The organism is Embleya sp. NPDC020630 (assembly GCF_044334985.1).
Lineage (GTDB): Bacteria > Actinomycetota > Actinomycetes > Streptomycetales > Streptomycetaceae > Embleya.
Map to the genome: position 1 here is coordinate 991,281 of NZ_JBIRUB010000001.1, position 22,369 is coordinate 1,013,649.

The window sequence follows — 22,369 nt, forward strand, 5'->3', positions numbered from 1 at the left end:
TCACGTGGAACCGTGAGTCGTCGCGATTTTGCGGCGTCACGGCTCGGGTCTAGTCTCCGGTCGTGCTCCAAGGGAAGACCCGACACCGAAACTCCTGGACCGTGAGGCGAAATCCGTGGAGCGGCATGGCGTCGATTGTGCGGATTGGATTGACGTCGCATGCGATGCCCCGTGTCCAGGTGGGGCGAATCGGATTCTCGGTGTACCAACACCGGATGTCCGGACGGAGTCGGGTACGCGTTGCGATCGGAAACCGAGCAGCGGTGTGCATTCGCCGATGAATCGAGGGGTTATGGAATCACAAGGGATACGGCCGCCGGGAGCCCCTGCGGTGCAGCGACTCTCATGGCCCGGGCGGATGCGCGAGGGTCGTCCGTGAAGAAGGCGGGCCTCGTTGTCGGAGCGATCGCCCTATCGCCGCTGGTGATGATCACCCCGATCGTGATCGCGCTGTCGGGCACCGCGTCCGCCAAGTGCGCCACCACCACAGAGGGTGCGGTCGACTCGGCCGCGATCGCCGAGGAGGTCAAACGCATCCTGGCCGGGCTCAGCGGCAACGTGTACATCCCGCAGTTGCTCAACCCTCGCGAACAGATCCCCAACGCCCAGACGATCGTTGCGACCGGACAGGCCCTGAAGGTCTCGGCCCGTGGGCAGACCATCGCCTTGGCCGTGGCGATGCAGGAGTCGACGCTGATCAACCTGCCTTACGGGGACCGGGATTCGGTCGGTCTGTTCCAGCAACGCCCTTCTCAGGGCTGGGGCTCGGTCGAGCAGATCATGGATCCGGTCTATTCGAGTACGAAGTTCTACACGGCCCTCAAGAAGGTCCGGGGCTGGGAGCAGCTGACGCTGGGTCAGGCCGCCCAGACCGTCCAGCAGTCCGGGTTCCCCGACGCGTACGACAAGTGGGAACCCCTGGCCACAGCACTCCAGAGGGCCATTGAAGGAGTCCTGCCCCAGAACGCAACCCCGCCGACGAACCCCACCGCACCGCCCGTCGTCGGCCCGACCTTCGTCGACCAGCCGACGCCCGGCGCTCCCGCACCGCCCGCGACCACTCCGCCCACCTCGACCACGCCCTCTTCGCCGGTTGCACCGCCCCCGCCCCCTGCCCGAGCCGGTTTGGCCGGCTGCAGGACGACGGCCGGGTCCGGTGCCGGCGGTGACGGATCGGGGTTCGGCACCATTCCCGCCGGGGCGCTGCCGGACGGCTACGCGATCCCCACGGACGCGCCGCCCGCCGTGCAGACGGCGATCCGGTGGGCGCTGGGCCAGCTCGGTACGCCCTACCAGTGGGGCGGCACCTGTATGGATCCACACGGACCGGATCCGATGGGTCGCTGTGACTGCAGCTCGCTCATGCAGCGGGCGTATGCGGCGGCCGGGATCCAGCTCACCCGCACCACGTACACCCAGGTCAACGAAGGTACGGCCGTCGCCGTCACCGACCTTCGCCCTGGCGACCTCGTGTTCACGCGCGGTACTGCGGCGGTCCCCGAGCACGTGGGGATGGTCATCGGCGGCGGGTTGATCGTCAACGCGCCCAAGACGGGTGACGTGACCCGGGTCGCGACCATCGCCGCTTGGAAGCCGCAGATCCTCGCGGCCCGCCGCATCGTCACCGGCTGATCCGGCCACAGCCCTTCCGCGCAGCCGCACGTGCCGCGCGACCTCTCGCCGCAGGCGCTCTGCCGCGGCGCTCCTCCCTCTGATTGCGCATCCGCGCCAGGAGTTCTCATGAAGCTGCTCGAAAAGGCCCAGAACCTCGCCTTCGACCCCGGTGTCCAGCCGAAGGAGGGCGGGTTGCCGGGCCTGTCCGTCCTGAAGGACGTCGTCTCCTCGGTCAACCTCTTCGGGATCATCGCGATCGTCGGCGCCCTGTGCGTGTCGGGCGCCGTGTGGGCCTGGGGCAACCACTCCGGCTCCCACCAGGCCGAGGCCAACGGCAAGAAGGGCGTCCTCATCTGCAGCGGCGCCGCGTTGCTGCTCGGCGGGGCCAACGGCATCGTCGCGTTCTTCTCGGCCATGGGCACCAAGATCCAGTGAAGGGCCGTACGAAGGACCCGGTCGCGTTCGGCGCGAACCTGGACATGCGCACCCGCATCCTGCTGGGCAGCACCGTGCTGCTCGTCCTGATGGCGGCCACCACGTTGCTGGCCTGGGCGACCACCGACGACGCGCCGTCCCGTCGCGGATCCGGGTCGTCGAAGCACCCCGCGGCGGTGCCTGGGAATGCCGGAGGCGCGGATGCTCCGGCGTCCCCGATTGCGAGTCCCTCGCGGACCTCGGACCCGGTGGTATTCGCCAAGGCGTTCGCGAAGCAGCTCTGGTCGTACGACACGCGCGTCGACACGCAGTCGGGGCATCTCGCCGCTCTGCAAGGCTGGTTGACCCGCGAGAGGGACTACGCCGACGGGGAGTCCGTCGCCCGCGCGGTTCCGGATCCGGTTCTGTGGTCGCGGATGCGCGACGGCGGCCAGTACGCCACGGCCGACGTCGCGGAAGGCCACATCCCGGCCTCGTTCACCGCCGCGCTCAATGCCGAGCCCGACCGGATCACCGACGCCTACGCCTACGCGGTGACCGTCACCGGCAATCAGACCATCCGCTGGAACGGCTCGGGCGGCGGCGCGGAACCGCGCACGGTGACACTCGCCGTCCAGTGCCGTCCGGACAAGGACTGCGCACTCGTCGGCATCACGCCGAACATCGCACCTTGACCCATCCACGTAGAAAGGAGGAAACCCCATGGGGGTCTGCAATGTGCCCCTGGTCGACAAGGTCTGCGACGCCGTCGGGGGCATCGTTTCCAGCACCGGCGCGGCCATCACGGACGGCATCGGCGCGTGGATGGCCAAGAGCATGGGCGAACTCGCCGCCAGCGCAGCCGACTTGGCCGCACGCGCCGTCGACAACACCACCGGCGTCGATCTGAACGCCGGGTGGTTCCGCGACAACTACGCGCTGTTGTTGCCCATCGGCCTGGTCATGATCGTCGGGACGTTCTGCGCACAGCTCATCCGGGCCGCGATCCGCCGGGATGAGCGCGCACTGGCGCAGGCGGTCACCGGCACCGTCATCGGCGTGATGTTCCAATTCGGCGCGATCGCCTTCACCTCCGTCGCCCTGACCGTCGTGGACGCCTTGTCCGCCGGATTGTTCCAGGCCGCGGGTACCTCGATCGAGGCGTCGATCCGCCGGATCGTCCAGGTGTCCAGCTTCGGCTCGATGTATCCGCTGGGCTGGGCCGTCGCCGCGCTGGTCGCCCTGGGGTGCGCCGTGGCGTGCTTCCTCTACTGGGGCGTGATGGTCTTCCGCAAGGTGTCCATCCTGATCATGGTCTCGCTGGCCGTCTTCGCGGGCGCCGGCGGCGGCTGGGAAGCCGCACGCCGCTGGCGGCGCGGCTGGATCGAGGCCACCGCGACACTCGTCGTGAGCAAGCTTCTGATGACCATCGTCTTCGTCCTTGGCGTCGCGGCCATAGGCAAGTCGGACACCTCTGACGGCCTCGCGGCCTTGAGCGACGCGATGGCGGGGATCGTCGTGATGGCGATCGTCCTCTGCTGCCCGATGGTGACGTACAAGTTCATCCACTGGGCCGGGGAGGGCGGCAACGGCCATGACCTGCACCGCAGTGGCTCTGCGGGGCTGTCCACCGCTGCGGCGGCTGCGCAGAAGGCGGGCGGCATGGCGATGGGCGCCGCCGCCAAGCATGGATCCCCGCAAGGTCCGTTGAAGTTCCCCGGCATGGGCAAGGACGGCGTCATCGGGGGGATCAACCCCTCTGGCGGAGGCAATGGTGGTGGGGGAGGTCCTACGCGGTTCAAGTTCGGCGAGGACCCGAGCGCTCCGGGCGACAAGGGCAAGCCACTCATCAAGAGGCCACAGTCCGACGGAGACCAGGGCCAGCCCCTGATCCGCCGGGCGGGAGAAGCGGGCCCCTCGATCAAGGCGCCCGAGTCCGACTCCGCAGCGGTCCCCGACTCGGCACCGGCCCCCACCGGTGGTGTGTCCGCCTCGGCGAGCGCCCCGGCCACCCCCGATTCCGGGTCGGCTGCGGCACCGGAATCCACACCCGCGCCAACCGGCGGTGTGTCCGGCCCGACGACAGAGGTTGTAGGCGTCGCGGCGACACCCGAGTCGGGATCGACGCCACCTCCGAGCGGAGGTTCGGCACCGGCCGTCGCCTCGGTTCGCCCGGGATCACCCTTGAGGTCCGCACCTCAAGGCGGATCTTCCTCGGCGGCTCCGGCTCCGGCTTCCGCGCCGCGCGCTACGGGGGCAACTCCTTCGCCCGCAGCGCGAGGTGGACGGGCCGCGACGCCCGTGCCGATCGATCCGGGTGTCGCGCCCGGGGCCGGAAGCACGGGTCCGTCCCCACAGGGTTCGGCGACGCCGAACCGCTGGGTGTACCCGGACGAGCCGCCCACCGGCGACTGACGGACGCCATCCGACAGCCGTGCCCGCCGCTATCCCCATGGGCGGCGGGCACGGCACCCGCCCCGCCGACCATCCGTCGAAGGAACCACCCATGACTCCCGAAGAGATCCCTGCCACCGTGCGCTTTCCGCACCGCTCCCGGCGCGGCGTCCTCCTCGGCCTCGCCTGGCCCCAGCTCATCGTCGCCGCCACCATCGGGGTCCTGCTCCTGGCCACCATGCTCACCCTCGGCCTGCTCGCAGCCCTCAAGCTGATCCCCCTATGGGGACTACTGGCCGCACTCGTGATCGTCCGATACCGAGGCCGATCCCTCGCCGAATGGGCGCCCATCGCCGGCCGTTACGCCCGCCGCCGTGCCCGCGGCCAACTCGTCTGGCTCGCCCGCCCCGCCTCACGGCCGCGCCGAGACGGCGTCCTGCACCTGCCGGGGACCGCCGCGTCGGCGCGTGTGGTCACTGCCGCCAACGGCGAACTCGCAGCGGTCCACGACCCGCATGCGGCCACGTTGACCGCCGTCGTCCGCGTCGCCTCACGCGCCTTCGCTCTCCTGGACCCGGCGACGCAGAACCACAACGTGCACGGCTGGGGCCGAGTGCTGGCGTCGATGGCGCGGACCGGGCAGGTTGCCAGGGTCCAGGTCCTGGAGCGCACCGTGCCCTCCAGCGGTGACGCCCTCCAGCGGTACTGGGCCGAGAACGGCAACCCGGACGCGCCCTTCGCGGCTGACATCTACACCGACCTGCTCACCGCCGCAGGCCCGGCGGCGGCACCCCACGAGGCGTACGTGGCCATCGCGCTGGACCTCACCGCGGCCCGTCGCCTGATCAACCAGGCCGGAGGTGGCCTCACCGGCGCCTTTGCCGTCCTCGCCCAGCTGACCGCCACCTTCGACCAGGCCGCACGACCGGCGGGCGTCGTACCGAACGGATGGCTAACCGCCCAGGAGATCGCCGCCGTCGTACGCACCGCCTACGACCCCGCGTCCCTGACCGCGCTGGACCGCTGGTCCGACGAGGGCCGCGCCCAGGCCGAACCGGCGGCGGCCGGACCGGTGGTTGTCGTCGAGGAGGCGGATCGCATCCGCACCGACACCGCCCACCACGCCACGTTCTGGATCGAGAACTGGCCGCGCACCGAAACCCACTCGGGATTCCTCCACCAGCTGCTGTTCACCTCGGGAGTCCGCCGCACCCTCTCCCTCGTCTACACCCCACAGGGCCTGGAATCGGCGCTGCGCGACGTCCAGCGCCGCAAGGCAACGGTGATCGCCGACGCCAACGAACGCATCCGCAAGGGCCAAGTCGACAGCGAATCCGACAGCGTCGAGTACGCCGACATCAAGCAGCGCGAACGCGAACTCATCGCCGGCCACGCCGACGTCGCCCTGACCGGACTGGTCACCGTCAGCGCCGAGACCGGCAAGGACCTCGACGCCGCCTGCGCACAGATCGAAACCGCCGCCGTCGCGGCCTTGGTCGACCTGCGCCGCCTGACCTGGCAACAAAGCGAAGCGTTCACAACCGCTGCCCTGCCGATCGCCCGCGCCGCCTGACGCGCCGTCACCCACCCCACCGCGAAAGACGGACGCCATGCCCCGCATCCCGGAACAGCCGCACGCACCGGACTCGAACTTCCTCCTGTTCGCCGCGATCGCCCTCGACTGCCACCGCACCATCGACCTACCGAGCCTCACCGGCGCCGCCACCCGCGACGAACTCGACGACCTGCACGGCCACTTGATCGCACTGCACCACCTGATCGACGCCCATACCACCCGCACCACGCCGATCGCCGACGCCGAGGGCGACCACCTCAAGGCCGCCCGCACCCACCTGTGGCAAGCCGCCGAACAACTCCACCACGCCTACCACCACGCGCCCCACACCGACGGTGCCACACCCGACCGCGACGTCTGCCGCCGCGGCACCCCCGAAGGCGCACCGGAACTCACCGTGTGCCAACGCCACATCGCGGCCCTGACCCGAGTCCGCCGCCACGCCACACCCGCCGACCTGCGCAAGAGCGCACCGGGACCGGCCCACCACACGAAGGAGAAGTAGAGGTGAGCCTCCGTCGCGCCAGCGCCAGCCCCCTGTTCACCCCCACCGCAGCCCCGCGTGCCGAACGCAAGGCCGCCCGAGCCCAACTCGACCGCGCCCAGGGCCGGGCCCGCCTCGCCGGGCGCCGCGACCGCCGACGCGGCGCGTCCGGTGTCGATCCCGACGTTGCGCCGTTGTACCCGTCCGCCGGACGCCCCGGGCCTGCCTCGGCACGCGGCGGCAGACTTCGGCTCCCGGCGCACCGCATGACCACCGCGATCGCCAGTGGCGCCTACCCCTTCCTCGCCGAGGGCGGCCTGGGCGCCAACGGCCTCTATATCGGCCGCGACGTCCATGCCGAAGCCGCCTTCACCTACGACCCGTTCACTCTTTACGGGAAGCTCGACGGCTTCACCAATCCCAACGTGTTGCTCGCCGGCGTGATCGGTATGGGCAAGTCGGCGCTGGCCAAGTCCTTGGCGGTGCGGGCGATCGCCCACGGCTACCGCATCTACGTACCCTGCGACCCCAAGGGCGAGTGGACCACCGTCAGCCGCGCCCTGGGCGGGGACACGATCGCACTGGGCCCCGGTCTCCCCGGCAGGCTCAACCCCCTGGACGCACCCGCCCGACCGGACGGGGTCGACGAACGGGACTGGTCGACGGAGATTCGCAAGCGTCGCCTTCTTCTCCTCGGCTCGTTGGCGCGCACGGTCCTGCGGCGCGACCTGCTGCCGATGGAACACACCGGCCTCGACGTCGCCCTCGACCGCGCCGTTGCCGTCGCCGCCGACGAGAATCGCCCCCCGCTCCTCGGCGACGTGGCCCACATCATGGGCAACCCCACCGCCCTCGACACCGCCTTCGGCGAACCCGCCGGCCACCTCGGCGCCGCAGCCCGGGACCTCGCCCACGCGCTGCGAAGGTTGGTGGCGGGCGACCTGGCCGGGATGTTCGACGCGGAGTCGACGGTCCGATTCGACGCCAGGGCGCCGATGTTGAGCATCGACCTCTCCCGCCTGGGTGCGGGAGGCGACGACACGGGCCTGGTCCTGGCCATGACCTGTGCGTCCGCCTGGATGGAATCGGCTCTCGCCGATCCCAACGGCGGCCGACGGTGGGTGATCTACGACGAAGCCTGGCGCGTGATGCGCCACGTCCCGCTGCTTGAGCGCATGCAGTCCCAGTGGAAACTCTCCCGCGGACTCGGCATCGCGAACCTCATGGTGATCCACCGCCTCAGCGACCTGATGAGCGCCGGCGACGCCGGATCCCGCGGACGAGCCCTCGCCGAGGGCCTGCTCGCCGACTGCAGCACACGCATCATCTACCGCCAGGAACCCGATCAACTCGCCACAGCTGCCGGGCTCTTGGGACTGACCGGCGTGGAGACGCAGGCGGTCGCGGCCCTTACCAAGGGCCGCGGCCTGTGGAAGGTCGCCGGCCGGTCCTTCATCGTCCAACACCTCCTGCACCCCTTCGAGCTCGACCTCTTCGACACCGACGCCCGCATGCACCGGAGAGCCGCCGAGTTCACCGGCGCCGAGGGCTTCTCAACAGCCCATACCGCCGATCCCGCGAGCCCACGCGGTAAAGCCGTGAGGTCATGAGCGGCCCCCGCCGCATCGGGTTCGCCTCCCCCGAAGAGGAGGCCGCAGCCCAGGACATCGACCTTGCGAAGAGGTTCCGGGCCATCGGCGCCGCCGCCGCAGACCGGATCCCCATCCCCTTCCACATCGGCGGATACAACCTGGACCGCGCATCGATGATCGAACTCGGGGAGGAGCTATGGGGCGCCGACGAGATGCGCGAGGCCCTTGCCACCACCCCGGGCCAGAAGCTGAACCTGTGCCTGCGCCGCGACGGCGACATCCTGCTGGTCCGGCACCCGACCGATCCCGACATCTTCCTCGCCGCGTGCCTGGCCCCCACGCACGTCAACCTCGACCACGACTGGACCCGCGACCCCCACGCCCCGGCCGTGCTCCACGTCCCCGCAGACCCCCACCGCGCCGTCGAAGCCATCGCGGCGACCCTGCTGCCCCGGCAGCAGGCTGCCGTCACCGCGCTGCGTCAGTCCGCCGTCGCGGGAGGTACCGAAGTCGTCGTCGGTGTCGGACGGACCTGGAGGCACGCGGCCAACTCACCGCCCACGTCACCGACACGGCCCACTGGGGAACCGTCAACGACCTCGAATACCACGGGCTCACGCGCACCGACCACTGCGTCTACACCCGCGCCGACTGGGACCAGCAGCAGGCCGAACACCTCGTCGAACACCTCCAGCACGCCGGTATCCGCGTACGCCGAGGACCCGACTTTCCCGCGCCGGCCGGCGCGCGCAAAAGCGGCGCGACCTCGGCGACCACCGTGACCACCGCGCCCGGCCCACCGGCTCCGAGCCCGCCGCGCCCTCCCGGCACCCCACCCGTGCGCCCCACGCCCCGCCGCCGCTGACTCGCGCCGCACATTCGCGAAGTTCGTAATTCCGTCTCACCGACCACCAAGGAAGACCTGTGCCCGAGGTTTACCCGAGCATCGGCGAAGCCGTCGGCGCCGCGATGCAGCACAACATCCGGCTCGCCCACGGCTCCCGGTCGTCTGCCGATTCGAGCTCCACCCCAGGTATGACCGACCACGTCACGGAAACGGCCACTCAACCGACCCCGGAGCCACCAGGACACGTTCGTCCGACCCTCTCGATCGGCATCCACCCCCGCTTCGGGATCGTCGCCCTGACCACCGACGACACCCCAACCCTGGCCGTTCGCCTGCTTGCCGTCGCCGGCTTCGACGCGACGGGGACCGGCATCCACGTCCTTGACGCCACCGACGACGAGGTCGACGACCTGCTCCACGCCCACAACGTCGTCACCGTCCTGCGCGACGCCGGCGTCCCCGTGCGCTCCGACCTGCCACCCGCATCGACCACCACCACCGTCGCGCGCGCCGCGACGCCAGCAGTCGCGAGCCGACCGCAGACTCCACCGGCGCCTTTCACCGGCAGCCCGCGCCCCGCCTGGCACCGCTGACATCGCACCACCCCAGGAGCCGAACCATGGCCACCACCCCCGACATCGTCATCGGCGACCACCCCACCCTCGGCGTCGTCGCCAACAACCACTCCAACCAGCCCGCCGCCAAACAACTCCTCAACCGCCTCGGCTTCGAACGCACCGCGGACAAGGGCCTCTACACCCTCACCGCGAGTAACCGACCCGCCGCCGACCGCGCCGCCCAAGCGGTCGCGATCCTGCGCGCCGCACGCTTCGAGGTCCAGACCGACCTCGCCTACGAACCCGAACCCGGCACGCTGCGGGCCGCATCCAACTCGCAGCCCACACGGGCCACTCCGACGCGAGAGGAACCGGACGTCGCTTTCGGCAAGCACCCCACCAAGGGGACTGTCGCCGCCGTCTCGGACGACCGTCCCTACGCCCGGATGGTCCTGCGTGTAGCCGGCTTCAGGCACGACCCCGACCTGGACGTGTACACCCTGCCCACCGGTACGGATCATGCCGCCGCAAGTGACATCGTCCGCAACGCTCGCCAGGTGATGACCGCCACCGGATCCACGGTCCACGTCGTACCAGGCACTTTGAGCACCGAAACGACCACGCCGGCAACGGAGTCCGCATCGACCAAAAGCACGTGGACACCAAAGCCGTCCGTCCTCGACGAACCCCCTGAGACCGTCGATGAACTCGACGGACCCACCGGCGCTCAGGCGCTGCTGGAGGCCATCCGGCGACTGATCCAAGCCGCCGCCGCATGGTGCACGACCCGCGCTACCGTCGCCGGTGCCCACGTGGCCAACCGACTCACGGACGCGGCCCAGGCGTTGATTCGCGTCGAAGCCGCCCTCGACAAGGCGAGCGAGCGCCTTCGCACAGATCGCCCTCGCATCACGACGACCACGACCACCGCACGGAACCCGACCACGGACCCGAGGTTCGTCGCGCCGTTGGAGGCCGAGGCCGGCGCCGCCGAAATCGGCACGGCCCTGGACCGAGTCACCGATGACGCCGGTGCCCTGACCGCGGTGCACCAACTCGTCGAGCAGGCCGCCCGTCGATGCGCTGAACTCCCCGGCGACATGGGCGTCGAACTCTCTGCGCAACTGCGCGAGGCAGGCCGAACCCTCGATCGGGTCGGAGGCGCCCTGATCCACGTCAGCGACCACCTCGCCGACATGCCCCGACGTCCCGTCGACACAGCCACGACCGCCCGCGCTGCGGCGGCCCGCTCGGCCGCGAAGCAGCCCACCCCACCGACCAGCCGCACACCCGTCGTTGCCCACTCGACATGGACCGCCCCCATGCCCGGTCGACGTACGCGCTGACCGCAGGGCTACCTGGTGACGTGGTCACGTCACCGCCCACCCCAACGACCCGGAGGAGTCATGCCCGTGCAGACCATTTGGACCGTCGACCACGTCTGCGGCCACAGCGCCGAGAAGGACCTCTCCCACAAGCCCGCGGACGAACGCAGCGGATTCGCGCGCTGGCTCGCGACCCGGGACTGCAGCGACTGCTGGCGCGCGAGCCGGGCCGGTGACGACGCCGGCAGAGCCACCTGGCTCAAGCAGCGCCGCGCCGCCGAGCAGGAGACCGCCGACGCGTGGTCGCAGCAGTACGCGATGCCCCTATTGGAAGGCACCGAGCGGGCAGTCGCCTGGGGCACTCGCTGCCGGTACGACCTCGTCTCGGCCGCTTATGCCGCCCTGGTAGTCGAAGGTGACCTCGGCGAGGAGGAGTGGCAGACCATCGAGGAGACGGCCAGAACGATCACTCGCGCGGGATGGTGGATCGACCAGCGCGACAACGTCCCAAGCGACCTCCCCGAACTACTCGAAGCTGCCACGGAAAGGGATCGCCTGAGCGAAAACCCCTTCCAGTGACCGGCGAAGCCGAAAAGGCACAGCCCGAGCCATACGACCGCATCGAGCCCCCGGGTTGTATCCCGGCCGACCCCGAGTCGGCAGGGTCCGCATGGTACGTCGCCACTCGAAGGCCACGTCTGGCCTGGGCCGTGGATCTGCCCACGCGCGACAGGTGGGATCACCCCGGCCGCGCGACGATAGCCCGAGACGAGGCCGCGGCCCACCACCGGCGATACCTCGCGTCCGTACTGTGGAACAGCCCGACCGAGCATTTGTACGTGGCAAACCACACGCACCATTCGACGCTGACCGACGCGATCGGTTGGCTGATCGAATCCTGCCCCGACATCGACGTCACCCGAGTGGTTACGCACATCGCACGAGCACTCTCCAGCCGAGCCACCGCGTCCGCGACCCCGACCGCGCCCACCGTCGCTACGACGAGCGCGCAAGCAGGTAGGAGGCGCACGTGAATTCCACACCCATCCCCGGGGCAGGGTCGCTGCTGCCCGCAATGTCGACCGTGAGTGACACCCGAACCTTGCTCGAACTCCTCACCAGACGGCGCGAATCCGGTGTCCGGCCGGTGGCTGTTCTGCACGATGCCGCGACCACCACCGAGGGAGACACCGTCCCGTGGTGCGGTCACTCCCTGGACCGCCTCACCCGAGGCATCGACCTCCCCGCGATCCTGCACCGACAAGGCGTTCCGCCGGACGAGGCCGTTCCTGACATGACCTGGTACTGCGGCCTGCGCGGCTACGCCAGAGGATCGTGGCCCCGAGACCGCGAATGGGTCGCCATCGCCCGACGGGTCCTGGGCGCCGCCGGTCTCATCGGTGGCGAGGGCCGCGACTGTCCCTGGGTCCTGCTGCGCGACACCTACGACAACGTGCACCTGGTCGCCTCCACCGCCGCAGTCATGGAAGCGCCCCGACAGGTCGACCAGGCGCGGGTCCTTGCCGAATGCCGGACGATCGGAAACATCCTGGCCGCTCTGGACATCGCGGATCCCGAACCACCCCTCGAACGTGGCGTCGCCCACATCGGCACCCACCCGGAAGGTGTGGCCACGCTCGCATACCGCGACGAGAGCATCGCCGAGATCCTGCGCGACCTCGACTGGATTCCCGCCCCCAGATATCAGGCCAACTGGCATCGGACTCCGTTCGGCGCCGATGCGACCGAGGTAGTCGACCTCGCCCGCGATGTCCGTTCCCGGCTGGTCGCCGCTGGCTGGATCGTGAGGGCGGACCCCGCCCTGGGACTCATTCGGTCTCCGCGAGCCCAGGGTCGACTGGCTCGCCCCTTGCCCGGCACCACGCGCAAACACGCGGTTACGCCCGCGTCGCCTCGCCGGATTCCTTCGACCACGGGCACCGTGGCCTACGCCGACTCTGCTGCGGCTGGCTCTCGACCTCGCCGGGCACGCTGAAGCCACCCGGGCCACAGCACCACCGCCCGAGCTTCACCCTCCTCCCGGCACCAGCCCGATTGAAGGCACCGGCTCTGCGTGAGACAGCCGCGTGTCGATCACCCATGCCCCAAGGAGCCACCCACTTTGCCTCCGCGCGCATCCACACCCTCGAACACCCCCGGCACCGACGCCGCGCTCTACGCCATGCTCGGTGCCGCCGCCCTTGCCGCCGGCGGCGGAACCCTCGCCTGGCTGACCGCCAACACCGTGAACGCTTTCATGGGGGAGGGGGAGTGGGCACCATACGAGCCGATATCGGCGCTGCTTCACCCCGACCGAATATGGCCCGCGCTCCCGCACCCGGTCCTGACCATCACGTGTTACCTCGTTCCGGCGCTCGTCCTCGCCATCGCGGCCGTGCTGGGTCTCAAGATCAGGGCCCGATTCAAAGGCCACAGCGCAGGGTTGGCCGGTCGGCGCGAACTGGAGATCCTGCTGCCGAAGGAAATGACCACCAGAGCCCAGTCGTTGCGGCCGTCACTGAAGAACGCAACGGCCAAGGGCATCAACCCCGACGACTGCGGCATCCTCCTGGGCACCCTCGCACCGGGCTCCCACGAGGTGCGTTCCTCCTGGGAGGACGTCCTCCTGGCGATCATGGCCCCGCGCTCGGGCAAGACCAGCGGCCTCGCCATCCCCGCCGTCCTGGCCGCCCCCGGCCCCGTGCTGCTGACGTCCAACAAGGCGGCGAACGACGCCTACACCGCCTGTATCGACGCTCGTTCGCGACTGGGAACGGTGTGGACGCTCGACCCGCAGCAGATCGCGCACGCCCGGCAGGAGATGTGGTGGGACATCCTCGGCGAAGCCGACGACCTCGCCGGAGCCCGACGACTGGCCGGTCACTTCGTGTCCGCCTCGGTGGACGAGGGCAACCAGGGCGACTTCTGGAGCACCGCCGCCGCCAACACGCTCACCGCCCTGTTCCTGGCCGCGGCCAAGGACAAGCGACCCATCACCGACGTCCTGGCATGGCTCGCCTCACCCGCCGACCGCACCCCGGTCGACCTCCTCCAGGACCACCACCTCGACGCGGTCGCCGCCCAACTGCAGGGCACCGTGTCCGGAGCGGTCGAGACCCGCGACGGCATCTACGAGACGGCAAGGCAGTACGCCGCCTGCCTCCTGGACCCCCGCATCGCCGCCTGGGTCACCCCCACCCGCGGCCTGGCCCAGTTCCGCCCCGAACACTTCGCCACCAGCACCGACAGCCTGTTCCTGCTCAGCAAGGACGGCGGAGGCTCCGCCGGAGCGATCATCGCCGCAGCCGCAGACGCCGTCATGCGCGCAGCCGTCGCCCAAGCCGAACGCGCCGGAGGTCGCCTGGACCCGCCGATGCTCGCGATCCTCGACGAGGCCGCGAACGTCTGCAAGATCTCGGACCTGCCCGACCTGTACTCCCACCTCGGATCGCGCGGCGTCATCCCGATCACGATCCTTCAGAGCTACCGCCAGGGCGTACGCGTCTGGGGCGAATCCGGCATGGACTCCCTGTGGAGCGCTGCCACCATCAAGATGATCGGCAGCGGCATCGACGACGCCGATTTCGCGGACAAGCTCAGCAGACTCGTCGGCGACCACGACGTACAAACGGTGTCCCACTCCACGAGCGAATCCGGACGCTCCACCAGCACCAGCATGCGCCAGGAACGCATCCTCCCCGCCGACGCGATCCGAGCACTCCCCAAGGGCAAGGCCCTCCTCCTGGCCACCGGCATCCGAGCCGGCCTCCTCGACCTCAAACCCTGGTACAGGGAGCCCTCGGCGAAGGCGATCGGCGCCGACTCCGCCCGCGCCACCGCACAGATCACCGAACGCGCCGTCGCCAAGCACACCGCGCTGCTCCGTGACGACCTCGGGCGGGCGGCATGACCTGCGCAGGCACGTCGGGACGGACCCCCGACACTCGCACGGGTGAGCCGAGGTATCGCGTGCTCAGCCTCGGTGCCGGAGTGCAGAGCACCACCTGCCTGCTCCTCGCCGCGGAGGGCCATCTCCCGAAACTGGACTTCGCGATTTTCGCCGACACCGGATGGGAGCCCAAGTCGGTGTATTCCCACCTGGATCGCATCGAACGGGAAATCGCAGTACCCGCCGGCATTCCGATCCTGCGCGTATCGTCGGGGAACATCAGAGCCGACGCACTCGACCCCGGTCATCGATTCGCGTCCATGCCACTCCACATCAAGAACGCGAACGGCGAACACGGCCTGACACGGCGTCAGTGCACCTCGGAATACAAGCTGAAGCCGATCAAGCAGCAGGTCAGAAGACTCCTCGGCTACCCCCATCCGATCCGCGTGCCGCCCGGAGTATTCGTGGAACAGTGGATCGGGATATCGGTCGACGAGGTTCATCGCGCCAAGGACTCCGGAATCGGCTACATGCGCAACCGGCATCCACTCCTGGATCTGGGATACACCCGCGCGGACTGCCAAAGACTCCTCCGCACACGAGGATTCGGACAGACCCCGAAATCGGCATGCCTGGGCTGCCCGTTCCACGGCAACCAGCAGTGGAGAGCCCTGCGGGACGAATCCCCCGACGAATGGCGAGACGTCGTGGAATTCGACGCGGCCATCCGCTCGGGCAACGCCCGGGCGACCGCCGAGGGCAGCCCGCTCCTCGGCGAGGCGTATCTGCACCGCAGCCTCCTGCCACTGTCGATCGCTCCGATCGACCGGGTCACCTCGCACGAGTGGAGATCCCGCCAGGTCGACGTGTTCGACGCGGTCGCCGACGCGGAGATGGAACTCGGCGACCAGGATGGCTGCTCCCCGTGGTCATGCCGCTCCGGGGCCCCGGTTCGTGAAGACCTCGGTTTGGCGGCCTGATGATCCTCGACCTCTTCGCCGGGCCCGGGGGATGGTCCCAAGGCCTACGGGACCTCGGCGCCCTCGACTTCGGCCTGGAATGGGACCCAGCGGCCTGCGCCACCCGCCTGGCCGCAGGACACGGCACCCTGCGCGTCGACGTCGCCGCCCAGCCGACCGGACCATTCCTGGGCTGGGTCGACGGAGTGATCGCCAGCCCGCCCTGCCAGGCATGGAGCACCGCCGGCAAACGCCTCGGCCTGCTCGACCAACCCCTGGTTCACCAGGCCGTCGCCGACCTTGCCCGCGGCATTGACGAACGCGAACACCTCCTGACCGCCTGCCGCGACCCCAGATCCCTGCTCGCCGCCGAGCCCATGCGCTACCTCCACGCCCTCCACACCCACTCTGGTCAACCCCGGTGGGTGTGCATGGAGGAAGTCCCCGACGTATTGCCGCTGTGGAAGCAGTACGCCCAAATCCTGCGCGGCTGGGGCTTCTCGGTGTGGACCGGATTGCTGAACGCCGCGGACTACGGGGTGCCCCAGACCAGAAGACGCGCCATCCTCATCGCCTCCCGCACCCGCACCGCCACGCCACCTCAACCCACCCATGCCGAACACGCCGAACCCGTCGGGTTGTTCGGTCCGGGACGCGACCGCTGGCTTTCGATGGCCGAGGCGCTGGGCTGGGAATGGCCCGGGACCGTCAACACCCAAGGCGCACGCCGCCCCGGCGCGGGAGGCAATGAATTCGGATCCGAGCAGCCCTCGTGGGCTCTCACCGGCAGCGCCCGCAGCTGGGTATTGCGCTCGAACAGCCAGGCCCACGCCGCGGTCCGCGCTCTCGACCAACCCGCACCGACGATGTTCTTCGGACACCGTGCCAACGAGGCCCGCTGGGAGTCAGCTTCCGAGATTCCGCCACGTACGCCCGCGATCGCGAAGACGAAGACTCCCGAACTACGTCTGACCGTGGCCCAGGCCGGGACGCTCCAATCGTTCGCGCCCGACTACCCGTGGCAGGGGGGTCGCAGCCGCCAGTTCTCCCAGATCGGCAACGCGGTCCCACCACTCATGGCTCGCCACCTTTTGGCCCCGCACATATGCCCGACGCGTGAGGACTTCGACCTCGCGGCATAGCGCGAGCCCTTCACCGGCTCGTGGACAACGTCTGTCGTCCTGGCGCGAGCATCACCGAGCCCCCGAGAACCCGTGCCACTCCTTCTCAAGCACCGGGCAGCTCGCGCACCCGCCGATTCCTCCGATCGAACCTCACAGCCCAGCAACAGGGGAGCCCCGCACCAAATGTTCGCCCACATCACCGCCCGACACGCCGCCGAAGCCCTCCACGCCGCCAACCCATGGTCGGCGCCGAGCATCGTCCACGACAGCGTCCAGACTTCCTGGGCGCTCGCCGATCACCCCCGTGACCGCCTCGTCCAGGACCTCGCCGAGCCCGCCGCGAAGCACGACCGCGTCCACGGAACGAACACCGAGGACACCGGCGTCTGGCACATCGCCATCGGCGGCATCACCGACATCGCGGACCTCGACGACGGCGAGTGTGCCGCGATCACCCACGACGTCGCGGCTGCCGCAGGGTTCCACGACGGCGACCGCCCCACCACACGCTGGGTAGCGGCGCGTTCCCGCCAGGACCACACCCTCCACCTGATCGCTTCCACGGTCGGCAACAACGACGAACCGCTACGTGTCGAAACGGAACACGTCCACCACGTCTGCCGCGAGATCGAGACCCGCATCCACGACCAGAACCACGCTCCGTTGGAGCACATCGGCGCCGACGACCTCGACCACGAAGCCGTCGTCATCCGCGACAACCCTGAATTGGGCATCGCCCACACGCTTGGCGCCGACAACCTCGCCGAACTCATCCTGAGCAAAACCGGGTTCCGCTCCGCCGATCTCGGCGCCGGCTTCCGGGCATGGCGCACCCCCTACGGCGCCGGACCCGAGCAACGCGCCCACATCGCCAGCACGGCCCTCGACCTCCTGAGCGCCGTCGGCTACCGCGTCAGCATTCAAACGTCCCTCCTTACCAATCCGCGCCCCGACCACGACATCGGCCGCGCCGAACGCCGCATCGCCGATCTCACCGAGCAACTCGACTTCTGCTTCGACGCCGACGACGTTGCGGAGGCCACCACGGAAATCGACGCCACCCTCCGCCGGACCACGGAATTCACCCGAGCGCTGAGTGCGTGGAGCGATCAACGCCTCGACGACGGCGCCTACAGCGCGCGTCTCGCCGAGGCCGCAACCCTGCTCGACCGAGCCGCCGCCATTATCAACCGCGACCCCGCCGAAGCCCCCGCCCCCCGCCCGAGCCACATGGTCACCCGAGCCGCGACCACGAGCACCACCGCCAGGCCCGGCCCGGCCACCACACCCGCGGCATCAGCGCCGCTGCCCGCCGGCGAGCCTCCGCTCCGCCGCACCCGCTGACCCGCTCCGCTCCCGGCCCGGGCGCCACTCCGAGGAGGCGACGTGCACCCCCACCTATACGCGGAACAAGCGCTCCTGGGCGCGCTGTTGCTGGAGCCGACCCGTGTGGAGGAGGTACGCGGGCGACTGCTGCCCGAGCACATGTATCGGCCCGCACACACCGCCCTGTACCGCGCGCTGCTTGAACACCCCGCCCCACCGGACGCCACCGCCACCATGGCAACGCGCGTGCTCGCCCTGGTGGCCGCGGCCGGAGAACACGCCGCAGGCATCACACCCGTCTACGCCCACACCCTCATGGCCGCGTGCCCCTACCCGCGCAACGCGGTTCTGTACGCGCGCATGATCGTCGAAGCCGCCGACCACCGCACCATCGCCCAACACGCCACCCGACTCGGCCAGGTCGCCGTCGCCGACCAGGCCCGCGACGGACTCGCCGACACCCTCACCCACCACCAGGCCCTCCACGCCGCCCTCGACGAACTCGCCCACCGCTGGGGCGAACCCCACGGCACCACCCCACCCGCCCCCGTGGTTTTGCCACCCACGACTCCGTGTCCGCGCGACCTCACCGAGGAACAGGCCTTGATCGCAGCCCTCGTCGCCGACCCCACCCCCCTGTCCCGGATCGGCCACTGGTTGCGACCCGACGACTTCGCCGACCACGCCCACCGCGCCCTGTATCAAAGCATCGCCGGCCTCGCCCACCGCGGCGAGACGATCGACCCCCTCACCGTCCTGTGGGAGGCCCAACGCCGCGGACATCTCGCCGACGGCACCCTCACCCCCGAACTCACCCTGACCATCACCGCATACGGCACCGGCGGCAGCACCGACTACCACGCCCGACGCGTCCTGCGCGCCGCCCTCCTCCGAACCGCCGCGGCCACCGCGCACACCGCCCGCACCCATGCCAACAACCCGACGCTGCCGATCCGCCACCTCCTCGCCGTAACACGCCTGGCTATGGGCCCACTCGACGAGATCCGGAGACGCTGGCACACAGCCCTCGGAGAACCCACGTACTCAACCCGAGGCGAGACGGTTGGGCCTGTGAACGACGCGACTGTGGGCGCCGCACGATCACGGACCACCGCGTTCCGTGCCCCCGGTATGTCAGAGCCGACGCCAGAGCGGGCGGCAAACGTGCCTGCCAGACGAGCCGCTCCCAATCCTCCGACATCGTTTCGGTAGCTGAGCAGGTCAGGAGCGGGTGCGAAAGGCTTTCGTTGAGGCGCCAACACGTACTGCGTTATCGCGTAAGGTAATTGGTCCGCACCCACCCTGGCTGGACTCGTCAGCTACGGACTGTGCGTGTATGCGGTGACATTCCAGCTCCGGGGGGTTTTGGACCATGCTCGATCCCGCAACTATGGCGATAGTGACGGGTGCTGCCGGCACCCTGGTGGCCTCGATGGTGTCCGGGGGAAGCCGTGCGGCCCGAGCCGGACTCGTACGGCTGTTCCGCCACGACACACCCGAAGCGCAGCGAGATGCGATCGCCACACATGACAACGACGAGCGAATCCTCATTGACTTGGCCTGTGCCGCAGAAGCCGACGCGACGTTCGGCCCCGAGCTGGCCTTGATGCGGGAGCGGATCACGCAGGCGTGGGTCAGTCGTCTGCACGACCATGTGTCGGCTCACCCGGAAGCATGGAGCGATCTCCAGGCGCTGGCCGAAGCTTCACGCGCAACGAACGTGGGGACGCAACTGAACAGTGGATCGGGGATGTTGGTGAACGGCAACATCTTCGGAGGCGTGCACAACACGTACGGTGCCGAACCGCGATGACGTGTCGGTCGATCCATCGTGCGCCGCGGCTGTTCATCCAAGACCAATCGGCTCCTCAGCTCCACGAACAAATAGAGGACTTGCAGCCTTCGGATCGCGACCCACAGCTGTTACGGCGGTGACGGGAGATGTCCGAACCTGTACAGCGCCCGCACGTGCAACGCAACGAGGGCTCAGGGGTTTTCGTCGACGGCTACGTCGACGGTGGCATACACATCCACCATCATCACGCCAACGAGTCTCGTGCGGCGATAGATCGTCCGCCGCCTGGGCCAGCGCCCGGTTCCACCGATGAGGAACAGGAAGTTAGTCAACAAGCCAAGGAACGGCCGCTGCTTCGATTGTTGGCGGCGACTTTCCTTGCTGTCGGTTGCATGACCTCCGTCGTTTTCGCTGTAGTCGGAGTGCAGACCACTGCGGATGCTCCGCCGTCCTTACCGCAGCGCGTGCTCGGCGGGCTTGTTGGTTGCGTCGGCCTGTGGCTTGCCGCGGTGTGTTTACTGGCCCGTGCCGCCCAAGTCTGCTCGGGGATCGCAAATCGGGCCCGTGACGCCGCAGCGAGGATGGACCCTCGCCATCGCCGCGCAACTGCGCTGAGCGCTGGAACGGCTGGCAGGGCCGAAACGTGGACACGCGCGTTGGCCGCCGCCGCTGTACTCATCGCAGCGCCGATCGCGTGGTCACCGTTGGGGCGTGGCGCGGCCACGAGAGCACTCGATGCCGGGGCTCGAATTGCGGACACTGCCCTGGTTTCGTCACCGCCGCAACGACAGGACGGCCCGAAAGGCTGATCCCGCGCTCCCTGTGCGACGTGATGCGCCCCAGGGGCCCCTGGGGCGCATCACGAAAACCCCCCACCAGCGCACGGATATCCCAATGCGGACCGTGTGCGTGGCTGAACCCCGGGCGGCTGTCCGGCATCGGGTTCCGATATCGAGACGGCCACCGCGTGGCACCGGTGGGAGCATCGGGGCGGTGAGCGAATGTGAGGTTCACTGTTGCCAGGCATGCGTTTGGATGGAGCGTGAGCCTCGTGGGCGGCCAGGGGCCCTATGCAAAAGGACGGTTATGCAGCGAATAGGTCTGTACTACCCGTACGTGCATGTTCGGGATGAGAGCTGGATAAAGGCCGCAGCGTTGTACTGGCCGCAGGTCGCGCGCGTGGTGCCGCAGGGCTTTCGGGTCCACGACACGGAGACCGCGTATGCGTTGAAGGACGGCCTCGATTTCCTCGTGGACGTGGATCCTTCGGCGGCGGCCTCGGCAATCGCGCCGGGCTGGTTACGGATCCTGAACGATCACAGCGCGGATCTGCGCCGGCGGTATCTTGCGGGCCCCGGACGCTTGCTTGAGGTCAACGATCCCGGCCACCGTGTGCGCGGTGTGGGTGCTCAGGTGACCGTCGAACCGGCATCCTCGACCGCCCACCTTGCGTTGCCGACCCGGCAGAGGCCGCTCGCCGGTCTGTACTGGAATGAAGTGGATCCGGCGCTGCGCGACGCCCTGTTCGCGTCCGGCCTGGCGGTGGCGACGTCGCGGTCCCGATATACGGACGCGTGGCCGGGGGAGTGGGTCGCCACCGATCCGAGTCTGGCGTGGGCGTACAAGTGCGTGCTCACCCAGGAGTTGGCGCGTCGCACGCGCTTCGCTCCGCTGACCGATCGGGTCGGGGCGCACTCGGCGACGGGAACGTGGGACGACACCCGAATCGCCGAGGTCCTGCTGGGGCAGTCCACGCCCGTGCCGGACCAGGACATCGCGCGGATGGTCGGGCACCTTGCCATCGAACTGGTGGTACCCGCCGACCTGGAGAGCGTTCCGGTCGAGCGGATCATCAAGCTGCGTACCGATCACGGCGCGGAGTTCACGGCGTTCACCAGCGCGGTGGCCGACCTCGCACGGGAACTTGAACCGGCTCTCGGCGGAATCGAGGACCCGCAAGCGCTCCGGCTTTACCTCGACCAGGCGGTGAACAACAGCTTCCGGGAACCGCTGCGGGAACTCCGAGCCGCCCTGCGTGGCGCCCCCATGAAGGCCGCGACCGGCATCATGGGGCTCAGCCTCGTGCCGAGCGGCGCCACCACATACGCCGCGTCCACCGCATTCGGCCAAGGCGCCCTCGCGACCGCTGTCGCAACCGGTGGCACGGTGGCCCTAGGAATGGTCGCGCTCCGTCAGACCACCGCCGCCGCCCGGGATGCCGCCATGGGCAGTTCGCCCGCCGGGTACCTCCTGCGCGCCGAACACGAACTCCCGCCCGTCGCTCTGCTCAAGCGCATTCCCCGCGCACTGGCCCGACTGTCGGGTTCCGGCTTGTAGGTCGACAGGCGAAAGACGGGCGGGTGCCGAGCGGTTGGACGGCCGGGCTTCGCCTCGCCGCCATCCACCGCGCGACAGGCATCCACCGCGTTCAAGCCTTCGGCACGGCGGCCAGGGAGCAGGCCGCCGTGCA

19 protein-coding genes are annotated in these 22,369 nt (G+C 69.5%); all 19 read left to right on the forward strand.

Annotated elements, in window-relative coordinates:
• Positions 1 to 426 precede the first annotated feature (426 nt).
• The 19 genes from ACH4XV_RS04025 (at position 427) to ACH4XV_RS04115 (ending at position 22,236) form a co-directional block, all read left to right on the forward strand.
• Positions 427 to 1,632: a C40 family peptidase gene (locus tag ACH4XV_RS04025; RefSeq protein WP_379998659.1), complete on the forward strand. Its 1,206-nt coding sequence runs from the start codon at positions 427 to 429 to the stop codon at positions 1,630 to 1,632.
• Positions 1,633 to 1,740: 108 nt separating this feature from the next.
• Positions 1,741 to 2,049 (forward strand): DUF6112 family protein, encoded by a 309-nt coding sequence (locus ACH4XV_RS04030; protein ID WP_379997430.1) that lies wholly within the window; start codon positions 1,741 to 1,743, stop codon positions 2,047 to 2,049.
• Positions 2,046 to 2,723, forward strand: coding sequence for a hypothetical protein (locus ACH4XV_RS04035; protein WP_395786692.1), 678 nt, complete (start codon positions 2,046 to 2,048; stop codon positions 2,721 to 2,723). Before ACH4XV_RS04030 ends, ACH4XV_RS04035 begins: the two co-directional genes overlap by 4 nt.
• A gap of 28 nt (positions 2,724 to 2,751) precedes the next feature.
• A complete protein-coding gene (locus ACH4XV_RS04040) occupies positions 2,752 to 4,443 on the forward strand; it encodes an ATP-binding protein (RefSeq protein ID WP_395786693.1) in 1,692 nt (563 codons plus the stop codon).
• A gap of 91 nt (positions 4,444 to 4,534) precedes the next feature.
• Complete coding sequence (locus tag ACH4XV_RS04045) at positions 4,535 to 5,995, forward strand: SCO6880 family protein (RefSeq protein WP_395786694.1); 1,461 nt, start codon at positions 4,535 to 4,537, stop codon at positions 5,993 to 5,995.
• A 37-nt stretch (positions 5,996 to 6,032) separates the two neighbouring features.
• Positions 6,033 to 6,503 carry a DUF6238 family protein gene (locus ACH4XV_RS04050; RefSeq protein WP_379997422.1) on the forward strand — a complete coding sequence of 157 codons (471 nt, stop codon included), beginning with the start codon at positions 6,033 to 6,035 and terminating at the stop codon, positions 6,501 to 6,503.
• Between the two features lie 2 nt (positions 6,504 to 6,505).
• The gene (locus ACH4XV_RS04055) at positions 6,506 to 8,092 is read left to right on the forward strand and encodes an ATP-binding protein (RefSeq protein WP_379997420.1); all 1,587 of its coding nucleotides are present in this window, start codon (positions 6,506 to 6,508) and stop codon (positions 8,090 to 8,092) included.
• A complete protein-coding gene (locus ACH4XV_RS04060) occupies positions 8,089 to 8,856 on the forward strand; it encodes a hypothetical protein (RefSeq protein ID WP_395786695.1) in 768 nt (255 codons plus the stop codon). Before ACH4XV_RS04055 ends, ACH4XV_RS04060 begins: the two co-directional genes overlap by 4 nt.
• A 142-nt stretch (positions 8,857 to 8,998) precedes the next feature.
• Positions 8,999 to 9,514, forward strand: coding sequence for a hypothetical protein (locus ACH4XV_RS04065; RefSeq protein WP_395786696.1), 516 nt, complete (start codon positions 8,999 to 9,001; stop codon positions 9,512 to 9,514).
• Positions 9,515 to 9,540: 26 nt separating this feature from the next.
• Positions 9,541 to 10,824, forward strand: coding sequence for a hypothetical protein (locus ACH4XV_RS04070; RefSeq protein WP_395786697.1), 1,284 nt, complete (start codon positions 9,541 to 9,543; stop codon positions 10,822 to 10,824).
• A 60-nt stretch (positions 10,825 to 10,884) separates the two neighbouring features.
• Positions 10,885 to 11,382 carry a hypothetical protein gene (locus ACH4XV_RS04075; protein ID WP_379997412.1) on the forward strand — a complete coding sequence of 166 codons (498 nt, stop codon included), beginning with the start codon at positions 10,885 to 10,887 and terminating at the stop codon, positions 11,380 to 11,382.
• Between the two features lie 505 nt (positions 11,383 to 11,887).
• Positions 11,888 to 12,799 carry a hypothetical protein gene (locus ACH4XV_RS04080; RefSeq protein ID WP_395786698.1) on the forward strand — a complete coding sequence of 304 codons (912 nt, stop codon included), beginning with the start codon at positions 11,888 to 11,890 and terminating at the stop codon, positions 12,797 to 12,799.
• Between the two features lie 186 nt (positions 12,800 to 12,985).
• On the forward strand, positions 12,986 to 14,713 hold the full coding sequence (locus ACH4XV_RS04085) for a type IV secretory system conjugative DNA transfer family protein (protein ID WP_395787051.1): 1,728 nt from the start codon (positions 12,986 to 12,988) through the stop codon (positions 14,711 to 14,713).
• Positions 14,714 to 14,772: 59 nt separating this feature from the next.
• Positions 14,773 to 15,675, forward strand: a complete 903-nt coding sequence (locus tag ACH4XV_RS04090) for a hypothetical protein (protein ID WP_395786699.1) — start codon at positions 14,773 to 14,775, stop codon at positions 15,673 to 15,675.
• Positions 15,675 to 16,796 carry a DNA cytosine methyltransferase gene (locus tag ACH4XV_RS04095; protein ID WP_395786700.1) on the forward strand — a complete coding sequence of 374 codons (1,122 nt, stop codon included), beginning with the start codon at positions 15,675 to 15,677 and terminating at the stop codon, positions 16,794 to 16,796. Before ACH4XV_RS04090 ends, ACH4XV_RS04095 begins: the two co-directional genes overlap by 1 nt.
• Before the next feature lie 165 nt (positions 16,797 to 16,961).
• On the forward strand, positions 16,962 to 18,122 hold the full coding sequence (locus tag ACH4XV_RS04100; protein ID WP_395786701.1) for a hypothetical protein: 1,161 nt from the start codon (positions 16,962 to 16,964) through the stop codon (positions 18,120 to 18,122).
• Between the two features lie 42 nt (positions 18,123 to 18,164).
• Entirely contained in the window at positions 18,165 to 19,316 is a 1,152-nt protein-coding gene (locus ACH4XV_RS04105) for a DnaB-like helicase N-terminal domain-containing protein (RefSeq protein WP_395786702.1), read from the forward strand.
• Positions 19,317 to 19,476: 160 nt separating this feature from the next.
• Positions 19,477 to 19,917, forward strand: coding sequence for a hypothetical protein (locus tag ACH4XV_RS04110; RefSeq protein ID WP_395786703.1), 441 nt, complete (start codon positions 19,477 to 19,479; stop codon positions 19,915 to 19,917).
• A gap of 1,068 nt (positions 19,918 to 20,985) precedes the next feature.
• Complete coding sequence (locus ACH4XV_RS04115; RefSeq protein WP_379997396.1) at positions 20,986 to 22,236, forward strand: DUF6236 family protein; 1,251 nt, start codon at positions 20,986 to 20,988, stop codon at positions 22,234 to 22,236.
• The last annotated feature ends 133 nt before the right edge of the window (positions 22,237 to 22,369 follow it).

What these genes read in the sequence shown, in the direction of transcription:
- ACH4XV_RS04030 (WP_379997430.1), top strand. Translation starts at nt 1,741, where the DNA reads ATGAAGCTGCTCGAAAAGGCCCAGAACCTCGCCTTCGACCCCGGTGTC.
- ACH4XV_RS04075 (WP_379997412.1), top strand. Translation starts at nt 10,885, where the DNA reads ATGCCCGTGCAGACCATTTGGACCGTCGACCACGTCTGCGGCCACAGC.
- ACH4XV_RS04095 (WP_395786700.1), top strand. Translation starts at nt 15,675, where the DNA reads ATGATCCTCGACCTCTTCGCCGGGCCCGGGGGATGGTCCCAAGGCCTA.
- ACH4XV_RS04050 (WP_379997422.1), top strand. Translation starts at nt 6,033, where the DNA reads ATGCCCCGCATCCCGGAACAGCCGCACGCACCGGACTCGAACTTCCTC.
- ACH4XV_RS04115 (WP_379997396.1), top strand. Translation starts at nt 20,986, where the DNA reads ATGCAGCGAATAGGTCTGTACTACCCGTACGTGCATGTTCGGGATGAG.
- ACH4XV_RS04085 (WP_395787051.1), top strand. Translation starts at nt 12,986, where the DNA reads ATGCTCGGTGCCGCCGCCCTTGCCGCCGGCGGCGGAACCCTCGCCTGG.
- ACH4XV_RS04100 (WP_395786701.1), top strand. Translation starts at nt 16,962, where the DNA reads ATGTTCGCCCACATCACCGCCCGACACGCCGCCGAAGCCCTCCACGCC.
- ACH4XV_RS04070 (WP_395786697.1), top strand. Translation starts at nt 9,541, where the DNA reads ATGGCCACCACCCCCGACATCGTCATCGGCGACCACCCCACCCTCGGC.
- ACH4XV_RS04045 (WP_395786694.1), top strand. Translation starts at nt 4,535, where the DNA reads ATGACTCCCGAAGAGATCCCTGCCACCGTGCGCTTTCCGCACCGCTCC.
- ACH4XV_RS04110 (WP_395786703.1), top strand. Translation starts at nt 19,477, where the DNA reads ATGCTCGATCCCGCAACTATGGCGATAGTGACGGGTGCTGCCGGCACC.
- ACH4XV_RS04040 (WP_395786693.1), top strand. Translation starts at nt 2,752, where the DNA reads ATGGGGGTCTGCAATGTGCCCCTGGTCGACAAGGTCTGCGACGCCGTC.
- ACH4XV_RS04025 (WP_379998659.1), top strand. Translation starts at nt 427, where the DNA reads ATGATCACCCCGATCGTGATCGCGCTGTCGGGCACCGCGTCCGCCAAG.
- ACH4XV_RS04060 (WP_395786695.1), top strand. Translation starts at nt 8,089, where the DNA reads ATGAGCGGCCCCCGCCGCATCGGGTTCGCCTCCCCCGAAGAGGAGGCC.